The 23,004-nt window shown below is 73.1% G+C and carries 22 protein-coding genes; 6 read left to right on the plus strand and 16 right to left on the minus strand.

The features are described from left to right. Nucleotides 1-35: 35 nt before the first annotated feature. Entirely contained in the window at nt 36-896 is an 861-nt protein-coding gene (locus tag ACZ5CW_RS12230; protein WP_468600233.1) for a 3-hydroxybutyryl-CoA dehydrogenase, read from the plus strand. Nucleotides 897-1,090: 194 nt separating this feature from the next. Further along, nucleotides 1,091-1,351, plus strand: coding sequence for a hypothetical protein (locus ACZ5CW_RS12235; RefSeq protein WP_468600235.1), 261 nt, complete (start codon nt 1,091-1,093; stop codon nt 1,349-1,351). Here ACZ5CW_RS12235 and ACZ5CW_RS12240 read toward each other — a convergent pair. From ACZ5CW_RS12240 to infC, 10 genes are all read right to left on the minus strand, one after another. Further along, complete coding sequence (locus ACZ5CW_RS12240) at nt 1,348-1,884, minus strand: NUDIX hydrolase (protein ID WP_468600237.1); 537 nt, start codon at nt 1,882-1,884, stop codon at nt 1,348-1,350. The two genes, ACZ5CW_RS12235 and ACZ5CW_RS12240, sit on opposite strands and share 4 nt — an antisense overlap. A 65-nt stretch (nt 1,885-1,949) precedes the next feature. Then, nucleotides 1,950-3,290, minus strand: coding sequence for a transcriptional regulator (locus ACZ5CW_RS12245; RefSeq protein ID WP_468600238.1), 1,341 nt, complete (start codon nt 3,288-3,290; stop codon nt 1,950-1,952). 215 nt (nt 3,291-3,505) lie between these two features. Then, nucleotides 3,506-4,603: a PP2C family protein-serine/threonine phosphatase gene (locus ACZ5CW_RS12250; RefSeq protein ID WP_468600240.1), complete on the minus strand. Its 1,098-nt coding sequence runs from the start codon at nt 4,601-4,603 to the stop codon at nt 3,506-3,508. A gap of 249 nt (nt 4,604-4,852) precedes the next feature. Then, nucleotides 4,853-7,366: a phenylalanine--tRNA ligase subunit beta gene (gene pheT, locus ACZ5CW_RS12255; RefSeq protein ID WP_468600242.1), complete on the minus strand. Its 2,514-nt coding sequence runs from the start codon at nt 7,364-7,366 to the stop codon at nt 4,853-4,855. Then, nucleotides 7,366-8,487 carry a phenylalanine--tRNA ligase subunit alpha gene (gene pheS, locus ACZ5CW_RS12260; protein WP_468600244.1) on the minus strand — a complete coding sequence of 374 codons (1,122 nt, stop codon included), beginning with the start codon at nt 8,485-8,487 and terminating at the stop codon, nt 7,366-7,368. The genes pheT and pheS overlap by 1 nt, the downstream gene beginning before the upstream one ends. 128 nt (nt 8,488-8,615) lie before the next feature. Next, nucleotides 8,616-9,752 (minus strand): sensor histidine kinase, encoded by a 1,137-nt coding sequence (locus ACZ5CW_RS12265; RefSeq protein WP_468600246.1) that lies wholly within the window; start codon nt 9,750-9,752, stop codon nt 8,616-8,618. Between the two features lie 50 nt (nt 9,753-9,802). Beyond that, the gene (locus tag ACZ5CW_RS12270) at nt 9,803-10,660 is read right to left on the minus strand and encodes a TrmH family RNA methyltransferase (protein ID WP_468600248.1); all 858 of its coding nucleotides are present in this window, start codon (nt 10,658-10,660) and stop codon (nt 9,803-9,805) included. A 179-nt stretch (nt 10,661-10,839) separates the two neighbouring features. Continuing rightward, nucleotides 10,840-11,223, minus strand: a complete 384-nt coding sequence (gene rplT, locus ACZ5CW_RS12275) for a 50S ribosomal protein L20 (protein ID WP_006141703.1) — start codon at nt 11,221-11,223, stop codon at nt 10,840-10,842. A gap of 106 nt (nt 11,224-11,329) precedes the next feature. Continuing rightward, nucleotides 11,330-11,524 (minus strand): 50S ribosomal protein L35, encoded by a 195-nt coding sequence (gene rpmI / locus ACZ5CW_RS12280; RefSeq protein WP_004933563.1) that lies wholly within the window; start codon nt 11,522-11,524, stop codon nt 11,330-11,332. Between the two features lie 111 nt (nt 11,525-11,635). Then, entirely contained in the window at nt 11,636-12,274 is a 639-nt protein-coding gene (gene infC / locus ACZ5CW_RS12285; RefSeq protein WP_468600602.1) for a translation initiation factor IF-3, read from the minus strand. A 382-nt stretch (nt 12,275-12,656) separates the two neighbouring features. Here infC and ACZ5CW_RS12290 point away from each other — a divergent pair, with 382 nt between their 5' ends. Continuing rightward, nucleotides 12,657-13,013 (plus strand): DUF1844 domain-containing protein, encoded by a 357-nt coding sequence (locus ACZ5CW_RS12290; RefSeq protein ID WP_468600251.1) that lies wholly within the window; start codon nt 12,657-12,659, stop codon nt 13,011-13,013. 13 nt (nt 13,014-13,026) lie between these two features. On the opposite strand, the gene ACZ5CW_RS12295 is transcribed toward ACZ5CW_RS12290, so the two are convergent. Beyond that, nucleotides 13,027-13,758: an SseB family protein gene (locus ACZ5CW_RS12295; protein WP_468600253.1), complete on the minus strand. Its 732-nt coding sequence runs from the start codon at nt 13,756-13,758 to the stop codon at nt 13,027-13,029. 150 nt (nt 13,759-13,908) lie between these two features. On the opposite strand from ACZ5CW_RS12295, the gene ACZ5CW_RS12300 reads away from it, so the two are divergent. Next, nucleotides 13,909-14,862 carry a serine hydrolase gene (locus ACZ5CW_RS12300; RefSeq protein ID WP_468600255.1) on the plus strand — a complete coding sequence of 318 codons (954 nt, stop codon included), beginning with the start codon at nt 13,909-13,911 and terminating at the stop codon, nt 14,860-14,862. Nucleotides 14,863-14,873: 11 nt separating this feature from the next. Here ACZ5CW_RS12300 and mycP read toward each other — a convergent pair whose 3' ends face one another. Then, on the minus strand, nt 14,874-16,034 hold the full coding sequence (gene mycP, locus ACZ5CW_RS12305) for a type VII secretion-associated serine protease mycosin (RefSeq protein ID WP_468600257.1): 1,161 nt from the start codon (nt 16,032-16,034) through the stop codon (nt 14,874-14,876). Continuing rightward, the gene (locus ACZ5CW_RS12310; protein WP_468600258.1) at nt 16,031-17,032 is read right to left on the minus strand and encodes a hypothetical protein; all 1,002 of its coding nucleotides are present in this window, start codon (nt 17,030-17,032) and stop codon (nt 16,031-16,033) included. Before ACZ5CW_RS12310 ends, mycP begins: the two co-directional genes overlap by 4 nt. A 132-nt stretch (nt 17,033-17,164) precedes the next feature. On the opposite strand from ACZ5CW_RS12310, the gene ACZ5CW_RS12315 reads away from it, so the two are divergent. Together ACZ5CW_RS12315 and ACZ5CW_RS12320 are read left to right on the plus strand one after the other, a co-directional pair. Then, complete coding sequence (locus tag ACZ5CW_RS12315) at nt 17,165-17,359, plus strand: hypothetical protein (RefSeq protein WP_468600260.1); 195 nt, start codon at nt 17,165-17,167, stop codon at nt 17,357-17,359. 939 nt (nt 17,360-18,298) lie between these two features. Further along, nucleotides 18,299-19,501 (plus strand): amino acid deaminase/aldolase, encoded by a 1,203-nt coding sequence (locus ACZ5CW_RS12320; protein WP_468600262.1) that lies wholly within the window; start codon nt 18,299-18,301, stop codon nt 19,499-19,501. An 8-nt stretch (nt 19,502-19,509) separates the two neighbouring features. On the opposite strand, the gene ACZ5CW_RS12325 is transcribed toward ACZ5CW_RS12320, so the two are convergent. Genes ACZ5CW_RS12325 through ACZ5CW_RS12335 form a run of 3 tightly spaced genes read right to left on the minus strand, consistent with a single transcriptional unit; the run spans nt 19,510 to nt 22,966 of the window. After that, nucleotides 19,510-20,787 (minus strand): HAD family hydrolase, encoded by a 1,278-nt coding sequence (locus ACZ5CW_RS12325; protein WP_468600264.1) that lies wholly within the window; start codon nt 20,785-20,787, stop codon nt 19,510-19,512. A gap of 26 nt (nt 20,788-20,813) precedes the next feature. Further along, nucleotides 20,814-21,596, minus strand: a complete 783-nt coding sequence (locus ACZ5CW_RS12330) for a 3-oxoacyl-ACP reductase (RefSeq protein WP_468600266.1) — start codon at nt 21,594-21,596, stop codon at nt 20,814-20,816. Next, nucleotides 21,593-22,966, minus strand: coding sequence for an aldehyde dehydrogenase family protein (locus ACZ5CW_RS12335; protein WP_468600268.1), 1,374 nt, complete (start codon nt 22,964-22,966; stop codon nt 21,593-21,595). The genes ACZ5CW_RS12330 and ACZ5CW_RS12335 overlap by 4 nt, the downstream gene beginning before the upstream one ends. Nucleotides 22,967-23,004 lie beyond the last annotated feature (38 nt).

The raw sequence follows: 23,004 nt of genomic DNA on the forward strand, positions 1-23,004 counted from the left end.
TGCCAGCGAGCCGGAAATCCAGCGAAGGGAACGATGTGACCGACATCGAGCGCGTCGGAGTCGTGGGCTGCGGCCAGATGGGTGCGGGCATCGCCGAGGTGTGCGCCCGCGCGGGACTGGACGTGAAGGTCGCCGAGACCACCGGCGAGGCCCTGGAGATCGGCCGGACCCGGCTGCTCAGCTCCTTGGCCAAGGCCGCGGAGCGCGGCAAGATCACGGAGGAGGAGCGGGACGCCACGCAGGCGCGCCTGAGCTTCACCACCGACCTCGGCGAGTTCGCCGACCGCGACCTCGTCATCGAGGCCGTCGTGGAGAACGAGCAGGTCAAGACGGAGATCTTCCAGGTGCTGGACCAGGTGGTGACGCGCGCGGACGCGATCCTGGCCTCCAACACCTCCTCGATCCCGCTGGTGAAGCTGGCCGTCGCCACCTCCCGCCCCGACCATGTCGTCGGCATCCACTTCTTCAACCCGGCGCCGGTGCAGAATCTCGTCGAGCTGATCCCGGCGCTCACCACCTCCGAGGGCACCCTCAGCCGCGCCCAGGCGTTCGCCGAGAAGGCGCTGGGCAAGCACGCCATCCGCGCCCAGGACCGCTCCGGGTTCGTCGTGAACGCGCTGCTCGTGCCCTACCTGCTGTCCGCGATCCGGATGTTCGAGTCGGGCATCGCGAGCCGCGAGGACATCGACAACGGCATGGAGATGGGCTGCGCCCACCCGATGGGCCCGCTCAAGCTGTCCGACCTGATCGGCCTGGACACCATCGTCTCCATCGCCAACTCGATGTACGCCGAGTACAAGGAGCCGCTGTACGCCGCTCCCCCGCTGCTCCAGCGCATGGTCGAGGCCGGCCGGCTCGGCCGGAAGACCGGCTCGGGCTTCTACACCTACGGCTGATTACGAAGAGCGACGCTGCGCGGGCCCGGCACCCAGGTGGGTGCCGGGCCCGTCTGTTTCACACACCGTGTGCGCCCCGGGCACGCATATGCCCGTCGCACACGCTCCCCACGCGCCCACCAGGCGAGTTGACTCATCATGCGCATGCAAGGGATGCGGAACCATCCATGCCGACTACCGAAGGGAGCGGACCCGTGACCGCCGATCCGGAGCATCCCGTGGTCCACGGAGAACTCGCAGAGTTACGGCGCCGCCTCGACGTGGCCTACGCCCGCGTCGAGGGAGGGCTGAACCTGCTCAGTCACCGCACCGAGGAGACCGCGAAGGAACTGGACGAGCTGAACACGCGCATGATCTCGTTCGAACACGCCCGCTGGCCGCTGCCCTCGCTCGCCGCGCTGACGGCGCTGGGCGCGCTCGTCGTGACGATCTGGCAGGCGCTGGCGGCCCACTAGCCCTCCGCGAGCCTGAGGTGGTGCAGCAGGAGTAACGCGGCCGCCATGTTGGCGGCCGGGACCTCCCCACGGGCGATCAGGTCGGGGACGAGTTTGAGGGGGACCCATTCCCGGCGGTCCGACTCGAAGTCGTCCACGGGGTGTCCGATGTACTCGCCCCGGTCGGACCAGTAGACGTGGTGCCGGGCGTCGGTGAGGCCGTTGGACGGCTCCACGCTCATGAGGTGGTGCAGGGGTCCCGGCCGCCAGCCGGTCTCCTCCTCCAGTTCCCTGGCGGCCGCGCTCGCGATGTCCTCGCCGTCCTCCACGACGCCCGCCGCCAGTTCCCATCCCCAGCTGTCGGTGATGAAGCGGTGGCGCCACAACAGGAGGACCTCGTTGGCCCCGTTGACGACCGTGGCCACGGCCACCGGCCGCAGCCGGATCAGGAAGTGGTCGAGATGCCGACCGTCCGGCAGCTCGACATCCGCGAGGTTGACGCTGAACCAGCGATTTGCATACACAGTTTGTTCGTTCTGTTTCGTCCACTGCACGGTTCTGCCACCTTCCGCCGAGTAAGTGGCAATATCGCAGCAGGGACTGTGTACCCACAGTGGGCCTACAGCGGTACGCGCAGTGCCCCGTCGATGAGTTCGGCGGCCTCGGCGGTGCCGGCCGAGCCGCAGCGCACCAGACAGTCGCGTACCGCGCGCAGTCTGTCGCGCAGCCGCTGGGACTCCATCCCGCGGGCCTGCTCGGCCATCTGCACGGCCGTGGCCACCGCCTTGTCGGCATTGCCCTGGCGCAGTTCGATGGTGCTGAGCATGGCGAGCCGGTGCACCCGCCCGCGGTCGTGCGCCGGGTTGTCCACGGCGGCGGCCGCGTGCTCCCGGGCGGCGGCCAGCTCGCCGAGACTGAGCAGCGCCTCGGCCACCTGGACGTTGACCAGACCGGGCTGGACATAGCCCGTCTCGTCGGGCTCGTAGCCGCGCCGGATGCGGTCGGCGGCCGTCTCCGCGCGCCGGATGCAGGACAGGGCGCTGCCCGAGTCGCCGAGGTGGGCGTACGCCTTGGCCTGCATCGCGTACAGGTCGGAGGCGAGCGCCGGGGTGATGTGCTTGCCGGCGGCGCGCAGCGCGGCCTCGGCGAAGGCGACGGCCTGCCGGTAATCCCGCATGAACAGCGACTGGTTCACCAGCAGGGCTATCACGTACGCCCCAAGTCCCCGGTCCCCGCTGGCCTTTGCCAGCCTGAGCGCCTGGTGGAAGTAGCGCTGGGCGAGGCCGTGGGCGTCGGAGTCGTACGCGCAGATACCCGCGATCGCCACCAACCCGCCCGTCGCCCGGTGCAGTTGGCGCCCGGTGGCGTCGGTGTAGCTGCCGCGCAGCAACGGCGCGGCCTCGGCGTTGAGGAAGCCGACGATCCGCGTCCGGGTCGCGATGCCCCCGGCCTTGCGGTACATCTGCTCGTAGTGCGTACGGGCGGCGCGCAGCATCTCGATGTCGGCGGCGGTGACCCGGTGCCGGCCGCCGCGGGAGACATCGACGTCCTCGGGCGGGTTCTCCCACTCCCACACCGGCATGACGGCGGGGGTGCCCGTGACGGCCTGAGCCCCGAGCACATGCGGCCGCTGCTGTTCGTCGGACCGCCACAGTGCGGTGGCCCGCTCCACGAACCCGCTGAGGGAACCGGCGTGCGGGGCACCCGGCTCACCGGGCACCCCGAGGCCGATGTCGTCCAGCGTCACCGGCCGGTGCAGGCGCTCCGCCAGCACCTCACAGATCAGGTCGGGCACCTGGCCGCGGGGCCGCTGGCCCTTCAGCCACCGCGCCACGGCGGTGTGTTCGTACCGGAGCGCGAGGCCCCGTCTCCGGCCCGCCTGGTTCACATGGGCGGCGAGACCGGCGTGCGAGATCCCCGCCTCGTCCAGGATGGCGTCGAGCAGAGTGTTGGGCTGCATGGAATGCCCCCCGAGTGGCCTGGTGCGGTCAGCGTAGTGCGTCCGCATTCACACGGGGTGTGAACGGAACGCGCGCATCCGCAGTGTGCGCGCGCTGTCGCGGAGCGTGTCGATTCGGTTGACTGAGGTGCCTCGCAAGAGGCCGGCCGGGCCGTCGGCTCCCCCTCGAAACAGCGGCGGCCCGGCCGGCGGCTCGGTGCGACGACCGGGGCCCCCTAGCGGTGCGTGGTCGGCCGTGGGTCCGTGGGGGCCCGTCGCGCCCGCGCGGCGGAGCCGCATGTGTCGCTGTCCCGCGTCCCCCGGCAGGACGGTCCGGGCCGTTCTCGATCGTTCCGCAGGACCAGGACCGCCACGTCGTCGGTGGGTCTGCCGGCCGTGTGGTGCAGGAGGGCCGTGAAGACCGTACGCAGAACCGTCTGGGCCGACACCGGGTGTTCGCGTACGGCTCCGCGCAGCGCTGTCGGCAGCGAGAAGAACCGGCCGCGGGCATCCCTCGCGTCCTCCGCACCGTCCGTGAAGAGGACCAGGGTCTCGCCGGGGAACAGGTGGCCGCAGGTGTGCGGCTCCAGCACGGCCGGGAGCGGGAAGGGGCCCAGGGGCGGGAGGGGATCCGCGCGGGTGAGCGGCTCCACCCGGGGGTCGCTGAGCAGGTAGGGCCACGGGTGGCCGCAGTTGAGGGCGCGCAGTGCACCGTCCCGGGCGATCTCCAGGACCAGCACGGTGACGAACTCCTCGCCGACCGGGTTCTCGGGATCCTGGGTGCCGTGCGACGGGTGTTCGGCACGGGCCCGCTCGCGCAGATGCCGGGCCAGGGTCCGCTCCAGTCTGCGCAGGACGCCCGCTAGTTCCGGCTCGTCGTGCGCCGCTTCACGGAAACTGCCGAGCACGGCGGCGACGGTACCGAGCGCGCCGAGGCCGTGGCCGCGTACGTCGCCCATCACCACCCGGACCCCGTGCTCGGTGGCGATCGCCTCGTACAGGTCGCCGCCGATGCTCGCGCCGCGATCGGCGGACAGCTGGGCCGCGGCGACGTTCAGGCCGTCGAGGCGAGGCGGCAGGGGGCGCAGCACGACGCTCTGGGCGACGCCGGCGACCCGGCGGGCCTGCCGGAGTTCACGCAGCAGGGCCCGCCGGACGTGGAATATCAGGCCGGTGCCGACCGCGAAGAAGACTGCGCTGGTGACGATGCGCGCGCCGAGCCCGTCCTGCTGGGCGAGCGGGCAGCCCAACTTGTAGGCGACGGCCACGGCCCCCCAGGCCGTGGGCAGGAGGACTCCCCGCGCCGTGGGCGCCCGTGCCTTGATGCGGATCATGCCTCTGGTCCCCCATGTGGACCCGGAAGAGCAGACGGACCGGCCCCGAAAGACCGGTCCGATTCTGCGACGGCATGACCCGGAAGGGCCGGATCGCCCGGGATTCCCACTCGAACGAGTGAGAACACCCCGGTCAACCCGCATTTATGCAGCTGACGGCCCGGGGAGGCGCCCCGAAAGGGGCGCGGGGAACTGCGCGGCCGGCCACGGAGAACCCGCGGCCGGCCGTCGGTGGAACCCCTGGGTCGGTCAGCCCCGCAGGACGGCGCCCGTGCGCTCGCCCGCGAGGGCGACAGCCGCGTCCCGGGCTGCGGACGCCTCGTCCACGGTCAGCGTGCGATCACCCGCACGGAACCGCAGCGCGTAGGCCAGCGACTTGCGGCCCTCGCCCAGCTGCTCGGCGTTCTCGTACACGTCGAACAGCCGGATGGACTCGAGCAGCTCGCCCGCACCCGCCCGCAGCGCCGCCTCGACCTCGGCCGCCGGGACCGGCTTGTCGACCACGAGGGCGACGTCCTGCGTGGCCACGGGGAACGTGGAGATGCGCGGCGCCTGCGGGGCGCCGTCGCCCACCGCCTCCAGGGCGTCCAGGTCCAGCTCCATCGCGCAGGTGCGCTCGGGCAGACCCAGGGCCTTGAGGACGCGCGGGTGCAGTTCTCCCGCATGGCCCACGACCTTCTCCGTGCCGTCGGCGACGACCACGAACTCGGCGCAGCGGCCGGGGTGCCACGGACCGTACCGGCCCTTGCGGACGATCAGGTCGGCACCGGCCTCCCTCGCGACGGCGCGCCCCGCCTCGACGGCGTCGGCCCAGTCGGCCGGGCGGCCCTTGCCCCACCAGCCGGCCTGCTCGTGGGCGCCCGCGAGGACGACGGCCACGTGCCGCGGCTGCTCGGGCAGGGCGGCGTTCAGCTCGGCGATCTCCTCGTCGGTGGGACGCCGGTCGACGGGCAGGTGCACGGCGGCACGCCGCTCCTCGCGCGGCAGGAAGACCAGGCCGGTCTCGAACAGCGCCAGGTCGTGCGAGCCGCGGCCGTCGTTGCGCCGCAGGGCGCCCAGCAGGCCCGGCAGCAGCGTCGTACGGAGCGCGGGCTCCTCGTCGTTGAGCGGGTTGACCAGCTTCACGACGCGGCGGGCCGGGTCGTCGGAGTCGAGGCCGAGCTGGTCGAAGACCTGCTCCCCGACGAACGGGTAGTTCGGCGCCTCGACGTAGCCGGCGCCGGCCAGTGCGCGGCCGACGCGGCGGTGCAGCCGCTGGCGGTGGGTCAGGCCACGGCCCGAGGGGAGCTTGGGCAGCGTGGAGGGCAGGTTCTCGTAGCCCTCCAGGCGGATGACCTCCTCCGCCAGGTCGTTCGCCTCGGCGAGGTCGGGCCGCCAGGACGGGACGGTGACGATCAGCTCGTCCTGCCCGTAGACGTCGCAGCCGATCTCCTGCAGACGGCGCACGACGGTCTCGCGGCCGTAGTCGACGCCCGCCACCTGGTCCGGGTGGTTCGCCGGGACGGTGATCGTCTGGGGGCCGGAGGGCGCGACGATCTCGGTGACGCCGGCCTCGGCCGTGCCGCCCGCGAGCAGCACCAGCAGGTCCACGGTGCGCTGTGCGGCGGCGGCCGCGGCCTGCGGGTCGACGCCCCGCTCGAACCGGCGGGACGCCTCGGAGGACAGCTTGTGGCGGCGGGCCGTACGGGCGATGGAGATCGCGTCGAAGTGGGCGGCCTCGATGACCACGTCGGAGGTGGCGTTCTCGAGGTCGTCGTGGTCGGCGATCTCCGTGTTGGCGCCGCCCATCACACCGGCGAGGCCGATCGGACCACGCTCGTCGGTGATGACCAGGTCCTCGGCGTGCAGCTTGCGCTCGACGCCGTCGAGGGTGACGAGCTTCTCGCCCTCCTCGGCCCGGCGCACGCCGATGGTGCCCTGGACCAGCCTCCGGTCGTAGGCGTGCAGGGGCTGGCCCAGCTCCATCATCACGTAGTTCGTGACGTCGACGGCGAGCGAGATCGGGCGCATGCCGACCTTCTGCAGCCGGCGCTGCAGCCAGATCGGGGAGCGTGCCTCGGGGCTCAGGCCGGTGACGGTGCGGGCCGTGAAGCGGTCGCAGCCGGCGGGGTCGGCGACCTGGACGGCGTAGCCGTAGGCGTTCGGGGCCGGCACGTCGAGCAGGGCCGGGTCGCGCAGCGGCAGGCCGTAGGCGATGGCGGTCTCGCGGGCCACGCCGCGGATGGACAGGCAGTCGCCGCGGTTGGCGGTGACGGCGATGTCCAGGACCTCGTCGACCAGCTCCAGCAGCTCGATGGCGTCCCGGCCGACCTCGGTCTCCGGCGGCAGCACGATGATGCCGTGGGTGCCGTCGTCGCCCATGCCCAGCTCGTCGGTGGAGCAGATCATGCCGTGGGACGTCTTGCCGTAGGTCTTGCGGGCGGCGATGGAGAATCCGCCGGGCAGCGTGGCACCCGGGAGGACCACGACGACCTTGTCGCCGACGGCGAAGTTGCGGGCGCCGCAGACGATCTCCTGGGGCTCGCCGGTGCCGTTGGCCTGGCCGACGTCGACGGTGCAGAAGCGGATCGGCTTCTTGAAGCCCTCCAGCTCCTCGATGGTCAGCACCTGGCCGACGACCAGCGGGCCCTTGAGGTCGGCACCGAGCTGCTCGACCGTCTCGACCTCGAGACCGGCCGCAATGAGCTTGGCCTGGACGTCGCGCCCGGTCTCCGTCGCCGGCAGGTCGACGTACTCCCGCAGCCAAGAAAGCGGGACCCGCATCAGATCTCCATCCCGAACGGCCGGGTGAACCGGACGTCACCCTCGACCATGTCTCGCATGTCTTCGACGTTGTGGCGGAACATCAGCATCCGCTCGATGCCGAACCCGAAGGCGAAGCCGCTGTACTTCTCCGGGTCGACGCCGCAGGCGGCCAGCACCTTCGGGTTGACCATGCCGCAGCCGCCCAGCTCGATCCAGCCCTCGCTGGAGCAGGTGCGGCAGGGCCGGTCGGGGTTGCCGACGGACTCGCCGCGGCAGACGTAGCACACCATGTCCATCTCGGCGGACGGCTCGGTGAACGGGAAGAAGTTCGGCCGCAGCCGGGTCTTCATGCCCTCGCCGAACAGCGACTGGACCATGTGATCCAGGGTGCCCTTGAGGTCGGCCATGGTCAGGCCCTCGTCCACGGCCAGCAGCTCGACCTGGTGGAAGACCGGGGTGTGCGTGGCGTCCAGCTCGTCGGTGCGGTACACGCGGCCGGGGCAGATCACGTAGACCGGCAGCTCGCGGCCGAGCAGGGAGCGGATCTGCACCGGTGAGGTGTGGGTGCGCAGCACCACGCCGGACTCGGTGCCGCCGTCAGGGCCCTGGACGAAGAAGGTGTCTGCCTCGCCGCGGGCCGGGTGGTCCGGGCCGATGTTGAGGGCGTCGAAGTTGAACCACTCCGCCTCGACCTGGGGGCCCTCGGCGACCTCGTAGCCCATGGCCACGAAGACGTCCTCGATGCGCTCCGAGAGCGTGGTCAGCGGGTGGCGGGCGCCGGCCGGGACGCGGTCGTACGGCAGCGTGACGTCGACGTCCTCCTCGACCAGTACGCGGGCGTCCCGCTCGGCCTCCAGCTCGCTCTGGCGGGCGGCCAGCGCCTTGTTCACGGCGCCGCGGGCCATGCCGACGCGCTTGCCGGCCTCGGCCTTGGCGTGCGGGGGCAGGGCGCCGATCTCGCGGTTGGCGAGGGCCAGCGGGGAGGCGGGGCCGGTGTGGGCGACCTTGGCCTCGTGGAGCGCGTCGAGGGAGTCCGCGGCGGCGAAGGCGGCGAGCGCCTCGTCCCGCATGCGCTCGATCTCTTCCGGTTTCAACGCCTCGACCTCGACAGGGTCGTACGACTTATTGGGTGCCGACATCTCTTCCCGTGCTTCCGATTGGCTGGCGGATGGTCCCCGTCACCGACTCGCGAGGGCCGCGTGAAGGACACAAAGGTGCCAAAGGCCGAGTCTAACGGGGTGGAGGTAGACGAATGGCCCGTGGGCCGCTAGGCGAGATACGCCGGTGCGGCCACGGGCAGGGTAAATCGGAACTCGGCGCCGCCGACGGCGGCCCGTCCGACCGTGATGGTGCCGCCGTGAGCTTCGACGATGCCCTTGACGATATACAGCCCCAGGCCCGTGCCGCCGCGCTTGCTGCCCCGCCAGAAGCGGGTGAAGACGCGGTTCATGGACTCCTCCGGGATGCCGGGCCCCTCGTCGCTCACCGTGACCGACGTGCCGGTTTCCTCGCCTTCACGCGGGGACGCCGAGGGCGTGACGTCAATGGTGACGGTTCCCTCTCCGTGGCGCACGGCATTTTCCAGCAGGTTGCTGAGCACCTGGTCGACCTTGTCGGGATCGGCCCACAGGGCGGGCAGCGGCTGTTCCATGCGGAGCAGGAAGCGGTCGGCCCGCTGGCCGGCGGCGACGTAGGCCTGGATGTGCCGGGAGACGGCGGCGCCGATGTCGACGGGCTGCCGGCGCACCTCCAGCCGCCCGCTGTCGATCCTCGAGATGTCCAGCAGCTCGGCGATGAGGCGGGTGACACGGTCGGCGTCGGCGTCGACGGTCTCGAGCATCAGCCGCTTCTGGTCGTCGGTGAAGCGTTCCCACTTGGCGAGGAGCGTGGCGGTGAAGCCCTTCACGGAGGTCAGCGGCGAGCGCAGCTCGTGGGCGACGGTGGCGATCAGCTCGGCGTGGCTGCGTTCGGTGCGGCGGCGGGCCTCGGTGTCCCGCAGGGAGACGATCACGCGCCGCACCGGCCCGAGGGGCTCGTCGCGCACGTACCGGGCGCAGACCAGCACCTCCCGGCCGCCGGGCAGCAGCAGGTTGCGCTCGGGCTGCCGGACCCGGATGGCGAGGCCGCCGTAGGGGTCGGTGAGCTGCCACCAGCGCCGCCCTTCCAGGTCCTCCAGGGGCAGCGCCTTCTCCAGGGGCAGGCCGAGGGCGTCGGCGGCCGGTACGGCGGTGATGCGGGCGGCGGCGGCGTTGAAGCGGACGACCCGGCCGTGCTCGTCGGCGACGACGAGGCCGTCGGGCAGCTCGTCGGGGTCGATCCCGGGGCCGGTCTCGGGGTGCCCGGGCGCGGGTGTGCTCCCCGCGTCCCGTCCCTCCGGCGCAGTGCTGGTGCCGGCCACACTCATCCCCGTACCCCACCTCTCAGACGGCGCAGGGCCCCGCGCTGGTCACCCTACTAGCTCTGGGTGACGGAACGGCACCCTCCGGAGGCGCGCTGCGCACGGGCCGACGCGTAGAGACATACGGCGGCGGCGGTGGCGAGGTTCAGGCTCTCGGCCCTGCCGTGGAGGGGGACGCGGACGACGGCGTCGGCGAGGGCGCGGGTCTCCTCCGGAAGCCCCCAGGCCTCGTTCCCGAACACCCAGGCGGTCGGCCCGCCCATGCTGCCCCCGTCCAGTTCCTCGTCGAGGTCGCGGTCGCCGGCGCCGTCGGCGGCGAGGACGCGCACCCCGGCGTCCTTCAGTCCCGCGACGGCCCGTTCGACGGGGACGCCCACGGCGACGGGCAGGTGGAAGTGCGAGCCGACGGAGGCTCGTACGGCCTTGGGGTTGTACAGGTCGACGGAGGCGTCGGTGAGGATCACGGCCTCGGCGCCGGCGGCGTCGGCGCAGCGCAGCACCGTGCCGGCGTTCCCCGGGTCACGCACATGGGCGAGGACGGCGACGAGCCGGGGCCGGGCGGCGAGGATGTCCTCGAACGGGGTGTCCAGGAACCGGCAGACCCCGACCAGGCCCTGCGGGGTGACGGTGGTGGAGATGTCGGCGATGACCTCTTCGGAGGCGAGGTGCACGCGGGCGCCCGCGCTCCGTGTCTCTCCGATGATGTCGGCGTACCGCTCCGCGGCCTCGACGGTGGCGAACAGTTCGACGAGCGTCGGCGTCCCGTCCGCTCCCCGGTGCCCGGCGGCCTCCCGTACGGCCTGCGGCCCCTCGGCGAGGAACAGCCGGTCCTTGCCCCGGAAGTTCCGCTTGGCGAGCCGCCGGGCAGCGCCCACACGGGCGGAACGGGGAGAGATCAGCTCGGGGGTGGGCATCCTCTGGTCACCTTCGGGAGAACTTCGATGTGAGCGCCCCTCGGGGGCGCGGGGAACTGCGCGACCAGCCCCCACCGGGCCGCAGCCGAACGACGGCCGGGGCACCGCAACGACAGGACCCGCAAGCCGTATCAGCCTGCGGGTCCTCCGGTGAACGTCGGCTCAGAGCCAGCGCGGCGTCACGCGGCCTTCGGCGCGTTGACGTCCGACGGCAGCGCCTTCTGCGCGACCTCGACGAGCGCCGCGAAGGCGTTCGCGTCGTTCACGGCCAGCTCGGCCAGGATCTTGCGGTCGACCTCGACGTTCGCGGCCTTCAGACCCTGGATGAAGCGGTTGTAGGTGATGCCGTTGGCGCGGGCAGCGGCGTTGATGCGCTGGATCCACAGCTGACGGAAGTCGCCCTTGCGCTTCTTGCGGTCGTTGTAGTTGTAGACCAGCGAGTGGGTGACCTGCTCCTTGGCCTTGCGGTACAGGCGCGAACGCTGACCGCGGTAGCCGGAGGCCTGCTCGAGGATCGCCCGGCGCTTCTTGTGGGCGTTGACTGCCCGCTTGACGCGTGCCACTTGTTAACTCCTTGTAGCGGGGTCGTGGGGGGTACTCACACGACCCGGAAACGACTGGGTCCCGGTCCTGGCGTACGGCGCTCGACGGATGGTGAGCGCCGGTACGTCACTTGCCGAGAAGCTTCTTGATCTTCGCGGCGTCGCCCGGGGCCATCTCGGCGTTGCCGGTGAGGCGACGCGTGACGCGGGACGACTTGTGCTCGAGCAGGTGGCGCTTGCCGGCGCGCTCACGGAGCACCTTGCCGGAGCCGGTGACCTTGAAGCGCTTGCTGGCACCGCTGTGCGACTTGTTCTTCGGCATAGCGCCGTTCTCTCCTCGTCGGTGGCGCTCCGGTGCCCGGTCGCGAAACCGGGCACGGCGGAGCGTCGCTCTTCTTTCGGTTACATCCTCGGGGACGGGTGTCCCCCGGGATCACGCCTCGGCGGGCTCCTCGGCGGGCGCCTCAGCCTCGGCAGGGTTCTGCGACTTGCCGGGGTTCGCCTTCGCCTCGGCCTTGCGGGCCTCCTGCGCCTGACGGGCCTCGGCCATCGCCTCGGTCTTCTTCTTGTGCGGACCGAGGACCATGATCATGTTTCGGCCGTCCTGCTTCGGGTTCGACTCGACGAAACCGAGGTCCTGGACGTCCTCCGCGAGACGCTGCAGCAGCCGGTAGCCCAGCTCGGGCCGGGACTGCTCGCGACCACGGAACATGATCGTGATCTTGACCTTGTCGCCCTGCTTGAGGAACCGGACGACGTGACCCTTCTTGGTGTCATAGTCGTGCGGGTCGATCTTCGGCCGGAGCTTCATCTCCTTGATGACCGTGTGCGCCTGGTTCTTGCGCGCCTCACGGGCCTTCATGGCCGACTCGTACTTGAACTTCCCGTAGTCCATGAGCTTGCACACGGGCGGACGGGCGTTCGCCGCGACCTCGACCAGGTCCAGGTCGTACTCCTGCGCAAGCTCCAGTGCCTTAGCGAGCGGGACGATGCCCACCTGCTCGCCACTGGGACCGACAAGTCGCACCTCGGGAACGCGAATCCGGTCGTTGATGCGGGGCTCGGCGCTGATGGATCCTCCTCGGTAGCACCACGCGACGGTCTGGCGGACAGCCGCGTAACGTCTCTGTTCGTTAGACCTAACCGCGCCGAAGCACAAAAAATGCCCCGGACGATCACAGGCGGGCGGGCTCCAATGACTACCGGAGCACCGCCGCGGTGACCGCGGGGCGCACTTTCGGGCGACTCCATCGTCCGTACGGAACGATGGTGGCCGCCTGACCGGAGACCCGCCGCCCCGGAGGACGGTCAGGTGGGAGATCGGAGCCTCCACTTGTGGGCCGGTTGCCCTGTTTCGCACATGGCATGTCCGGCCGGTCGTCCATCAGGTTAGCAGGATCGCTTGACAAGGGCTAATTGAAGGCCGCCGGGCCGGACCGCCTATCGTGTGGGACATGAGTGACACCCCTCCTGAGTCCCCCGACTTCGACGCGATGACCCGGGACATCGCCGAGGTCCCCGCCGTCGAGGTGATCGTGACGGTCGCCGTCAACCTGATGAGCGCCTCCGCCGTGAAGCTCGGGCTCAGCGAGGAGGGCGAGAAGTACAAGGACCTGGACGAGGCCCGCAAGCTGATCACCGCCCTCGCCGGTCTGCTGGACGCGAGCGCGACCGAGGTCAGCTCCTTCCACGCGGCGCCGCTGCGCGACGGTCTGAAGTCGCTGCAGCTGGCGTTCCGCGAGGCGTCGATCGTCCCGGACGAGCCGGGCCAGGGTCCGGGCGAGAAGTACACCGGCCCGATCTACGGCTAGAGCGTCCCGGAGATCATCCTCGTACGTACAAGGGCTCGCCCGGAGGCGTGGACCCGGCCGGCAGCAGTGCCAGGTCGAGGCCGCGCACCAGGCGGGCCCTCAGCGTTTCGTCGGCCGCGAGACGCTCGGCGACCGCGCGGGCGGCCTCGGCGGCCGGGGCGGCCGGGGCGAGGACGAGCGCGAGGGTGCCGTCCGCCTGCCCGGGCCCGAGGTGGGCGCGCAGCACTGCGGGCTCCGCGGCCACGGCCGCACGGACGGCCTCGACGACCGCCGGGTCCGCGAGCGGGTCGGTGCTGGTGCGGCCCTCGGCGAGGGCGAGCAGCGCCGGGCCGGTCAGTTCGAACGGCACGGGTCCGGCGAGATCCAGTACGACCGTGTCGGCCTTCTCGTGCGCGGCGGCCTCGAGCGCCTGGTGCAGCGGTACGGCGACCGGGCGGGCCTCGGGGTCCCAGCGGGCGAGGGAGTCGGTGGAGGTGAAGGCGGGCAGCGCGGTGCGCGGGCCGGCCTTCAGGGTGGGTACGGCCATGTCGCTGGTCTTCTCGCGGCGCAGCCCGTTCTCGTCCTCCTCGACCTCGCCGAGCACGGCGACGACGGGGACCAGCAGGCGGGCGCCCTTGAGCGCCTCCAGGACGGGCCCCAGGGCGCTGCGGTCCTCGGCCCAGGCGGCGAGCGCCGCGCTCAGCCGGGGGTCGGCGGAGCCGTCGTCGTCGGAGAAGCCGGGGTCGGGAATGTTCTTGTTCGCCACGGTCACCGACCCTATAGGGGGGCAGCCGCCGGGCTCGTGCGGGGCCGAAGACACCGGTGTCTCCGCTTTCACGGGAATCTCAGCGTTTCCTGATCCCTCTCTCACGTCCGCCCCACGGGACGCACAGTCCACGCCCGGAGCATCGCGGGCATGGAGTCCCCCAGAGCCCTCCGTCGCCGCCGTGCGCGGCCGTCCCGGCGCCGTCCGTTCCTCCACGCCGCGCTCGCCGTCGTCGCCGTGGGCGGGGTCACGGCCGGGGGCACGGTCTATGTGAAGGCACGGGCGCACGCCGGGTCGGCGGCCGTATCGTCGGCGGCGTCGCCGTCGGCCTCCTCCTCGGCCGCGGCGGGCGAGGAGGAGGCTTCGGTGGAGTCCGCGGCGGTGGACCGGCAGGCGTTGCTGTCGAAGGCGATGGCGGCGGTGAGCGTGCCGTCGGGCGCGCAGGTGTCGGCGGCGGTGCTGGAACTGGGCTCCGGTGAGAGCGCGGTGTACGGGGACGCGGCGTTCGACACGGCGAGCATCGTCAAGGTCGACATCCTGGCCGCGCTGCTGCTCCGGGCGCAGGACGCGGGACGGCGGCTGACGGCGGCCGAGAAGGCGTACGCCACGAAGATGATCGAGAACAGCGACAACGCGTCCGCGACGGCGCTGTGGCACGCGATCGGGCGGGCCGAGGGACTGGACGCCGCGAACCGGCGGTTCGGGCTGACGGAGACCTCCGGTGGCGCGGGTGAGCTGTGGGGGCTGACGCAGACCACGGCCGCGGACCAACTGGTGCTGCTGCGGCAGGTGTTCGGGGAGGACTCGAAGCTGAGTGCCGTGTCGCGGACGTATGTGCAGGGGCTGATGGAGGGCGTGGAGGCCGACCAGGGATGGGGGGTCTCGGCCGCCGCGGAGGGCGGTTCCTGGGCGCTGAAGAACGGTTGGCTGCCGCGGAGCACGACCGGGCTGTGGGTGGTGAACAGCATCGGGCGGGTGACGGTGGATGCCACCGCGTACTTGGTGGCGGTGCTGTCCAGGGGGACCGGGAGTCAGGCGCGGGGGATCACGTTGGTGGAGGCCGCCGCCGAGGCGGCGGTGGCGGGGTTCGCACCGGCGCCGTGACGGCTCCGGCCCTAACGGTGTCGCCGGCGGCCTCTCCAGAGGATCACTCCCGCCACCAGGAGCGCACCGCCCGCACTGCCCGCGAGCGGTCCTGCCCAGCGGGAGGTGCCGCTCGCGGCGGTGGGGGTGTTAGGGCCGGGGCCGAAGTACTCGTCGTCGTAGGACGCCGGGCGCAGGTCCTTGGGCTTGAGGCGGGCGGCTGACCGCAGGGCGGCCGCCGGGTCGATCATGCCGAAGCCCCGGGAGTCGTCGCGGCCGCCGACCGGCGGGTCCTCGGCGGTGTCCTCGAGGAGCTTCTTGACCTGGGCCGGGGTCAGGTCGGGGTGGGCGGCCTTGATCAGGGCCGCGGCGCCGGAGACGAAGGCGGAGGCCGCGCTGGTGCCCCAGCCCTCGTAGTACTTGTGGTCGGGATCGGCGATCACGACGTTGACCCCGGGTGCGCTGACCGCGGCGTACCAGCGGCGGGTGGAGAAGGAGGCGCGGGTGCCGTACTTGTCCACGGCCGTGGTGGCGATGACGCCCGGGTAGGCGGCCGGGTAGGAGACGTGATCGCCCTTGTCGCCGCCGTTGCCCGCCGAGGCCACGACGACCACGCCCTTCTTCAGGGCGTACTGCACGGCCTCGTCCTCGCTCGGCTCGGGGTGGGCGGAGTCGGAGTCGTCGCCGAGGGAGAGGTTGATGACGTCGGCGCCGTGGTCGGCGGCCCAGCGGATGCCGTCGGCGAGGGCGCTGCCGCGGGTGGTGCGGGCCTTGGCGCGGGCGGGGTCGCCGTCCTCCAGGATCACGCGGACCGGCAGGATCTTCGCCTCCGGCGCGACGCCCAGCACACCGTCGGTGTCACCGGGACCGTGGCCGTGACCGGCGATGATGCTCGCCATGGCGGTGCCGTGCCGGGCCCAGGTGCGGTCGCCCGGCCCGGCGCCGAAGCCGATCATGTCCTTGGCGGGCAGGACGTTGCCGGCGAGGTCGGGATGGCCGGCCTCGACGCCGGTGTCCAGGACGGCGACGGTGACGCCGCGCCCCTTGGTGGTCTGCCAGGCCTCGGTGAGGTGCAGCGCGGACAGCGCCCACTGCTGGGCGCGGATGCTGTCGGCGTGGGCGGCGGCTGACGGCAGCAGGACGAGGGAGCCGGCGAGCAGGAGGCTCACCGCCGCTCCGCGGGCTTGCTTCATGAGGGTGTCTCCGTGGCCGAGCCGACGGATCGGCGCAGGCGCCGTTCGACGCGGTCGGCGAGCCCCTGGGCCTCGTTGCCGAGGCCGGCCTGGGCCGGTGCCGAGGTGGCGCCGGAGCGGACGGCGTCCGCGGCGGGCTGGGGCGCGTCGACCGTGCGGCCGTCGGCCCAGCCGGAGACGGCGTAGGCGACGACGGGGGCGTCGGTGAGGACGGACACGGTCCAGGCGGCGCGCTGCTCGTCACCGAAGCCGGCCGCGGCGGTGCCCTTGGCCGCGTACGGCCGGGGCATCAGATCGCTGCGCCGGTCCAGCCGCTCGTCGCGGAAGCGTTTGGCGAGCGCGGACATGGTGGCGGGATCGGCCTTGGTGAACATCAGACCCACGGTGGTGACGTAGCTCTGGGTGGCGTCGGTGTAGGTGGCGCGCAGGAGCCGCTGGCAGCCGGCCGGGGCGAGGACCTTGCGCAGCAGCGGGTCGAAGGCCTGGGCGCAGCCGGTGTCGGGGGCCACGGCGATCCGGGTCCAGGTACGGTCGGCGCCTCCGGGGCCGGCGCCGGTGCCCTCGACGGTGGGCGGGAACAACCGGTCGACGGGCGTGCTGTGCCAGAGCGTCCCGGCCGCGGTGTACCCGCCCGCGGAGGCGTCGTCCGCGCCGTCGCCGGTGAGCCAGCTCCCGGTCGCGGCACCGCCGATGAGACCGAGGCCGAGCACGAGGCAGGCGGCGGCAGCGGCGGTGCGCGGCCGGACCCTGGGGCGGGTCCGCTCTCCGAACGCCTCGGGTTCCCCGAACGACACGAACGGCCGGGTGGCCGAGTCCGCACTCCAGGAGAGGGCCGGGTCCGGGGAACCGGCAGCGGCCGGTGGTGGCGGGCCGACGGGGCGGGCCGGGGCCTGCGGGCTCCAGGCGCCCGCCCCGGACGCGGGCTCCGGCCGCCCGCTGTCAGCGGCGGATCCACCGGCGCGTACCGCGGAACCGTCCCGGCCGCCCCCCTCACCCACGCCCGGCGCACCCCTGCCGGGCGGCGCGGGCACGACACCGCCACGACGGTCACCGGCGGGACCGGCGGACGCGGGCACGACGCCGGAGCGACGGTCACCGGGGGTTCCGACGGGCGCCGGTCCCACGCCGAGGTGCGGATCACCAGCCGCTCCGACGTGCGCGGCCGCCACGCCCGTACGCCCGCGACCGGCAGGCTGGGCGGGCACGGATCCCACGCCCGTACGACCGTCACCGGCAAGCCCGGTGGGCACGGATCCCACGCCCGTACGACCGTCACCGGCGGGACCGGTGGGCGTGGTACCGGCATGACGGTCCCCGGCAGGTGAGGGCGCGGGGCGGCCCGGCGCGGAGCCGAGGTGCCGGGGGTTCGGCGACGCGGAGGGCGAGGAGGGCCCGGAGGGGATCGGTCGGAGCCGGGCCGTCGTCTCCGCGGGCGATTCCGCCGGGGCTCCCGGTCGCCGGGGCTCCCTGATCGGACGGAGCCGGGCGGTGGTCTCGGCGGCCGCCTCCGCCGGGGCCGCGGGCCGACCGGGCTCCGTACCGGGGCGCCGGGCGGGACCGACCGGACCGCCGCCGGAGGTGCCGGTGCCCGCGCCGGGTGTCTCCCGGCCCGTGCTCGGCGGGGCGTCGGGGAAGCGGGCGGAGGCAGGCGGCGGGGGTGGGCTCACGGGGTCGGCGACCTCGGGCACGGCCAGGTGCCGGGGGGATGCCACGCCCGTCACGGAACCGCTGGACGGCCGGGGGCCCCGCGGGGTGAAGACGGACGGTTCGTCGTCGGGGTCGGCGTCCGGGGCCGGGCCGGCCGGGTGTGCGGTACCGGGGCGAGCGGACCGGGAGTCCGGGCGGCGCCCGCCCCTCGCGGATGCCGGTGCGCCCGGTGCCGGTCCGGGCCGGGACGGCTCGGAGCCGGTGGGCTGGCGGGGCGGCTCCGCGACGGGGGGCGGGGCCGAGGGGCGTGGTGGTACGGGGGCGTGGCGCGCTTCCGTGCTCATGCACCCCCCGTTTCCTCGTGCCCGGGCCGTCTTCGCGTACGCGGGCCGTCCTGCTGCTCGGCCGCGCCCGGTGCGGAAGCTCCCTCCCGGGCACGCATACCCGTACGGCCGGGCCGGCATCCCGGTTCAACCGGTGCGCCGGGCGCGTTCCGCCGTACGTGCGCGTCACTCTACGGGTTGTCGGCGGATGACAGAGAACCAGTCCACGGCGCCGGGGCATCTGCCCGGTACGTCCCCCTACCCTGCGGTAATCGTGTCTGGCACGCTTCCGTCATGACTGCGCTCGCCGCCGACAGAGCCCGTTACGACCGGGCCACCGCCCATCTCGACGCCCCGCTCGCGCTCGTGGACCTGGACGCCTTCGACGCCAACGCGGAAGATCTCGTACGGCGGGCCGGCGGCAAGCCGGTCCGGGTCGCCAGCAAGTCGGTCCGCTGCCGCGCCCTGCTGGAACGCGTCCTGGCCAGGGACGGCTTCCAGGGGATCATGTCGTTCACCCTGGCCGAGTCGCTGTGGCTCGCGCGTTCCGGGTTCGACGACATCCTGCTGGCCTATCCGTCGGCCGACCGCGCCGGCTTCGCGGAACTGGCCGGCGATCCCAAGCTCGCCGGTGCCGTCACCGTGATGGTGGACGACCCCGCCCAGCTCGATCTCATCGACGCCGCGTGCGGCGACGGGCGTGAAGTGGTGCGCGTCTGCCTGGAGTTGGACACCTCGCTGAAGCTGCTCGGCGGCCGGGTGCGGGTGGGGGCGCGACGCTCGCCGCTCCACTCCCCCGCCCAACTGGCGGAGCTGGCACGGTCGGTGGCCCGGCGGCCGGGTTTCCGGCTGGTGGGCGTCATGGCGTACGAGGGGCACATCGCCGGGGTCGGGGACGCGGTGGCCGGGCGGCCGCTGCGCTCGCGGGCGATCCGGCTGATGCAGGCCGCGGCCCGGCGGGAGCTGGCCGAGCGGCGGGCCGCCGTGGTGCGCGCGGTGCGCGCGGTCGTACCGGACCTGGAGTTCGTCAACGGCGGAGGCACCGGCAGTGTCCAGCACACCGCCGGCGAGGACGCGGTGACGGAGATAGCGGCCGGTTCGGGGCTGTACGTACCGCGTCTCTTCGACAACTACACGTCCTTCACGGGCCGGCCGGCCGCGCTCTTCGCCCAGCCTGTCGTACGGCGGCCCGGCGTCGGTGCCGTCACCGTGCTCGGCGGCGGCTACCCGGCCTCCGGCGCCGCCGGTTCCGACCGGCTGCCGGTGCCGTACCTGCCGGAGGGGCTCGCCTACGACCCGCAGGAGGGCCCCGGAGAGGTGCAGACCCCGCTGCTCGGCGCCCCCGCGGACGACCTGCTCATCGGCGACAAGGTGTGGTTCCGGCACGCCAAGGCGGGCGAGCTGTGCGAGCGGTTCGACGTGCTGCACCTGCTGGAGGGTGACACGGTGACGGCGACCGTGCCCACCTACCGCGGTGAGGGGCACACCTTCCTCTGAGCGGCCCGTCAGTAGGCCGTGTCCGCCTGGTCCGGCACCGTCGAGCCGTCCGCGCGGCGCAACGGTCCGGGGGTGCCGTCGGGGGCCGTGTAGGCCGTGGCCGAGCAGGGGTAGGGCTCGGGCCTGCGGGGCAGCGGCGCGAGGAACATGGGGCTGACCAGCCAGCGGCCGTCCGCGTCGTCGTAGGCCCGGCACATCAGCTCGGGCTTGTTGCGGTTGATCACGACGTGGGCGCCGGTGGCGTCCCCGACGAAGGTGACGTCGGTGTCGGGGGGGGGGGGGGGGGGGGGGGGGGGGGGGGGGGGGGGGGGGGGGCCCGGGGGGGGGGGGGGGGCCCCCCCCCCCCCCCACGGCTGCCGTTTCCAGGCCGGCGCGCCCCGGACTCCGTACACCTCCTGGTTGATCCAGCAGCGTTTGCCGTCGATGTACGGGATCACCGCGCCCCGGCTCGCGGGGACGCCGCCGCAGCCCTCGTTCCGCGCGGTGATGCGGCCCCGGTGGTCGAGGACCGAGCGGATGGCGATGGTGTGCGCCGCGTCGACGCCGACCGCCCGCGACCACACCTCGGTGACGGGTTCGGATCCGGCCGAGACGACATAGACCCGGAATCCGGCCCGGTGCAGGGTGTCGATCAGGTCCCGCTGCTGGTCGTAGTAGCGGACGTAGGCGGGCACGGTGTGGGTGCCGAGGGTGCGGGTGGCGCCGATCGGGGCGGCCAGGGCCTCCCGGCGGGCGGACCGGGCGTAGGAGGCGAGTTCGGCCGGGGTGCGGCCGGCGAAGAGCTGCGGGACCCAGGCGTACTGCGGGACCGTGCGCCGGTGGTTCCAGCGGCCGGCGAAGGCGGGGGCGCCACTCATGGTGGTGCCGTTCTCGCGGATCCGCACGATCTCGTCGGTGCAGCGGGGGCCGGCCGAGGTGCGCAGGGGCACGGGCGCGCCGGTGCCGCAGGCCGCCGTGAGGGCGCGGTCGGCGGCGTCCGTCAGCCAGGCGCTGGTGTCCTTCCAGCGGGCGGGGCGCAGGAGGCGGTCGTGGCGCAGGGCCCAGGAGAGCGTGGCGTCGGTGACGTCGTTCTTGGTGACGGTGTTGTCCCAGTCGAAGGCGGCGACGGCGCCCGCGCGTCCGGAGCAGGTGCCGTACGCGTCGATGACCCGCTGGAGACGCATGCGGTGGTCACCGGGCCATGCGCCGCGCAGCGTCGGGCAGCCGGGGTGGGCCGCGGTCGTTGCGGTGGGCGCGGCCGCCAGGACGGCGGCCGCTGCCAGGGTCCACGCGAGATGCTGTCGCACAGCACAGGGACCGTACACCTCGAGGGCTACAGGGGCGTGACGTACGCGCCGGAGATCCCGCCGTCCACGAGGAAGTCGGTGGCGTTGACGAAGGAGGAGTCGTCGCTGGCCAGGAAGGCGACGGCGGCGGCGATCTCCTCGGCCTCGGCGAACCTGCCGACCGGGATGTGGACGAGACGGCGGGCGGCCCGCTCCGGGTCCTTGGCGAACAGTTCCCGCAGCAGGGGGGTGTTGACCGGGCCGGGGCACAGGGCGTTCACCCGGATGCCCTCCCTCGCGAACTGCACGCCCAGTTCACGGGACATGGCGAGGACACCGCCCTTGGAGGCCGTGTACGAGATCTGGGAGGTGGCCGCGCCCATCCGGGCCACGAAGGAGGCGGTGTTGATGATGGAGCCCTTGCCCTGGCGGCGCATGTAGGGGAGGGCGGCCTTGCAGCACAGGTAGACGGAGGTGAGGTTGACCTCCTGGACTCGCTTCCAGGCCTCCAGGCCGGTCTCCAGGATGGAGTCGTCGTCGGGCGGGGAGATGCCGGCGTTGTTGAAGGCGATGTCGACGCTGCCGTAGGTGTCGTAGGCGGTCCGGAAGAGCGCCTCGACCTGCCCGGGGTCGGTGACGTCGACCTTGACGAACAGTCCGCCGACCTCGTCGGCGGCGGCCTTGCCCGCGGTCTCGTCGATGTCCGCGCAGACCACGTGGGCGCCTTCGGCGGCGAGCCGGCGGGCGGTGGCGAGGCCGATGCCGCTGCCGGCTCCGGTGACGACGGCGGTACGGCCGACCAGGCGGCGGCAAACGATGGTGTCGGTCACTGTGCGGGGCCCTCCGTACTGATGAAGACGTTCTTGGTTTCGGTGAAGGCGGTCAGGGCGTCGGGGCCGAGTTCGCGGCCCAGGCCGGACTGCTTGAAGCCGCCGAACGGCGTCCAGTAGCGGACGCTGGAGTGGGAGTTGACGGACAGGTTGCCGGCGCGGACGGCCTGGGAGACGCGCAGGGCGCGGCCGATGTCCCGGGTCCAGACGGAGCCGGAGAGGCCGTAGGGGGTGTCGTTGGCGAGGCGGATCGCGTCCTGTTCGTCGGTGAAGGGGAGGAGGACGGCGACGGGGCCGAAGATCTCCTCACGGGCCGCCTCGCTGTCGTGCCGTTCGCCGGTGAGGACGGTCGGCGGGAACCAGAAGCCGGGGCCGTCGGGGGCGCTGCCGCGCAGGGCGGGGGTGCCGTCGGGGACGTAGGACCGTACGCGGTCGAGCTGGTGCCGGGAGATCAGCGGGCCCATCTGGGTCTTCTCGTCGGCCGGGTCGCCGACGACGACGGCGGCCAGCGCGTCGGCGAGGAAGTCGCGGGCCTCCTCGTACACCGCCTCCTGGACGAGGACGCGGGTGCGGGCGCAGCAGTCCTGGCCGGCGTTGTCCAGGAAGGAGAAGGGGTCGAGGGCGGCCTTGAGGTCGGCGTCGGCGAAGACGACGTTGGGGCTCTTGCCGCCGAGTTCGAGGGTGACCGGCTTGACCAGGCGGGCGCAGCGCTCCATGATCTCGCGGCCGGTGGCGGTGGAGCCGGTGAACACGATCTTGGCCACGTCCGGGTGGTCCACCAGGGCACGTCCGGCGGTGTGGCCGTGGCCGGGCAGCACCTGGAAGAGGTGCTCGGGCAGGTCCGCCTCCAGGGCGAGTTCGGCCAGGCGGAGCGCGGTGAGCGGGGTGGTCTCGGCGGGCTTGAGGACGACCGCGTTGCCGGCCGCGAGGGCCGGGAAGGAGCCCCAGGCGGCGATCGGCATGGGGAAGTTCCAGGGGGCGATCACGCCGACCACGCCCAGGGGTTCGCGGAAGGTGACGTTCCAGCCGCCGGGGGCCGGGATCTGCTTGCCCAGGAGGCGTTCGGCGCCGCCGGCCGCGTACAGCAGCAGGTCCCGGGCGTTGCCGGCCTCCCAGCGGGCGTTGCCGACGGTGTGGCCGGCCTCGCGGACCTCCAGCCGGGCGAGTTCCTCGGTGTGGGCGTCGACGACGTCGGCGAAGCGGCGGAGCAGCCGGGCCCGGTCGGCCGGGGCGAGGGCGGCCCACGTGTGCTGGGCGCGTGCGGCCCGTACGACGGCGGCGTCCACGTCCTGCGCGGTGGCGGCGGGGACGGTGGCGACGACTTCCTCGGTGGCGGGGTTGAGGACCTTCAGCTCGTGCGGGTCGGACACGTGATGACCTTTCACAGGCGTCGAATCACAGGCGTGTG

Source organism: Streptomyces sp. NPDC031379 (assembly GCF_055569615.1).

Excerpts from the sequence above, each read along its gene's own strand:
- ACZ5CW_RS12245 (WP_468600238.1), bottom strand. The coding sequence starts at position 3,290 with ATGCAGCCCAACACTCTGCTCGACGCCATCCTGGACGAGGCGGGGATC.
- ACZ5CW_RS12250 (WP_468600240.1), bottom strand. The coding sequence starts at position 4,603 with ATGATCCGCATCAAGGCACGGGCGCCCACGGCGCGGGGAGTCCTCCTG.
- pheT (WP_468600242.1), bottom strand. The coding sequence starts at position 7,366 with ATGCGGGTCCCGCTTTCTTGGCTGCGGGAGTACGTCGACCTGCCGGCG.
- pheS (WP_468600244.1), bottom strand. The coding sequence starts at position 8,487 with ATGTCGGCACCCAATAAGTCGTACGACCCTGTCGAGGTCGAGGCGTTG.
- ACZ5CW_RS12265 (WP_468600246.1), bottom strand. The coding sequence starts at position 9,752 with ATGAGTGTGGCCGGCACCAGCACTGCGCCGGAGGGACGGGACGCGGGG.
- ACZ5CW_RS12270 (WP_468600248.1), bottom strand. The coding sequence starts at position 10,660 with ATGCCCACCCCCGAGCTGATCTCTCCCCGTTCCGCCCGTGTGGGCGCT.
- rpmI (WP_004933563.1), bottom strand. The coding sequence starts at position 11,524 with ATGCCGAAGAACAAGTCGCACAGCGGTGCCAGCAAGCGCTTCAAGGTC.
- ACZ5CW_RS12290 (WP_468600251.1), top strand. The coding sequence starts at position 12,657 with ATGAGTGACACCCCTCCTGAGTCCCCCGACTTCGACGCGATGACCCGG.
- ACZ5CW_RS12300 (WP_468600255.1), top strand. The coding sequence starts at position 13,909 with ATGGAGTCCCCCAGAGCCCTCCGTCGCCGCCGTGCGCGGCCGTCCCGG.
- mycP (WP_468600257.1), bottom strand. The coding sequence starts at position 16,034 with ATGAAGCAAGCCCGCGGAGCGGCGGTGAGCCTCCTGCTCGCCGGCTCC.
- ACZ5CW_RS12320 (WP_468600262.1), top strand. The coding sequence starts at position 18,299 with ATGACTGCGCTCGCCGCCGACAGAGCCCGTTACGACCGGGCCACCGCC.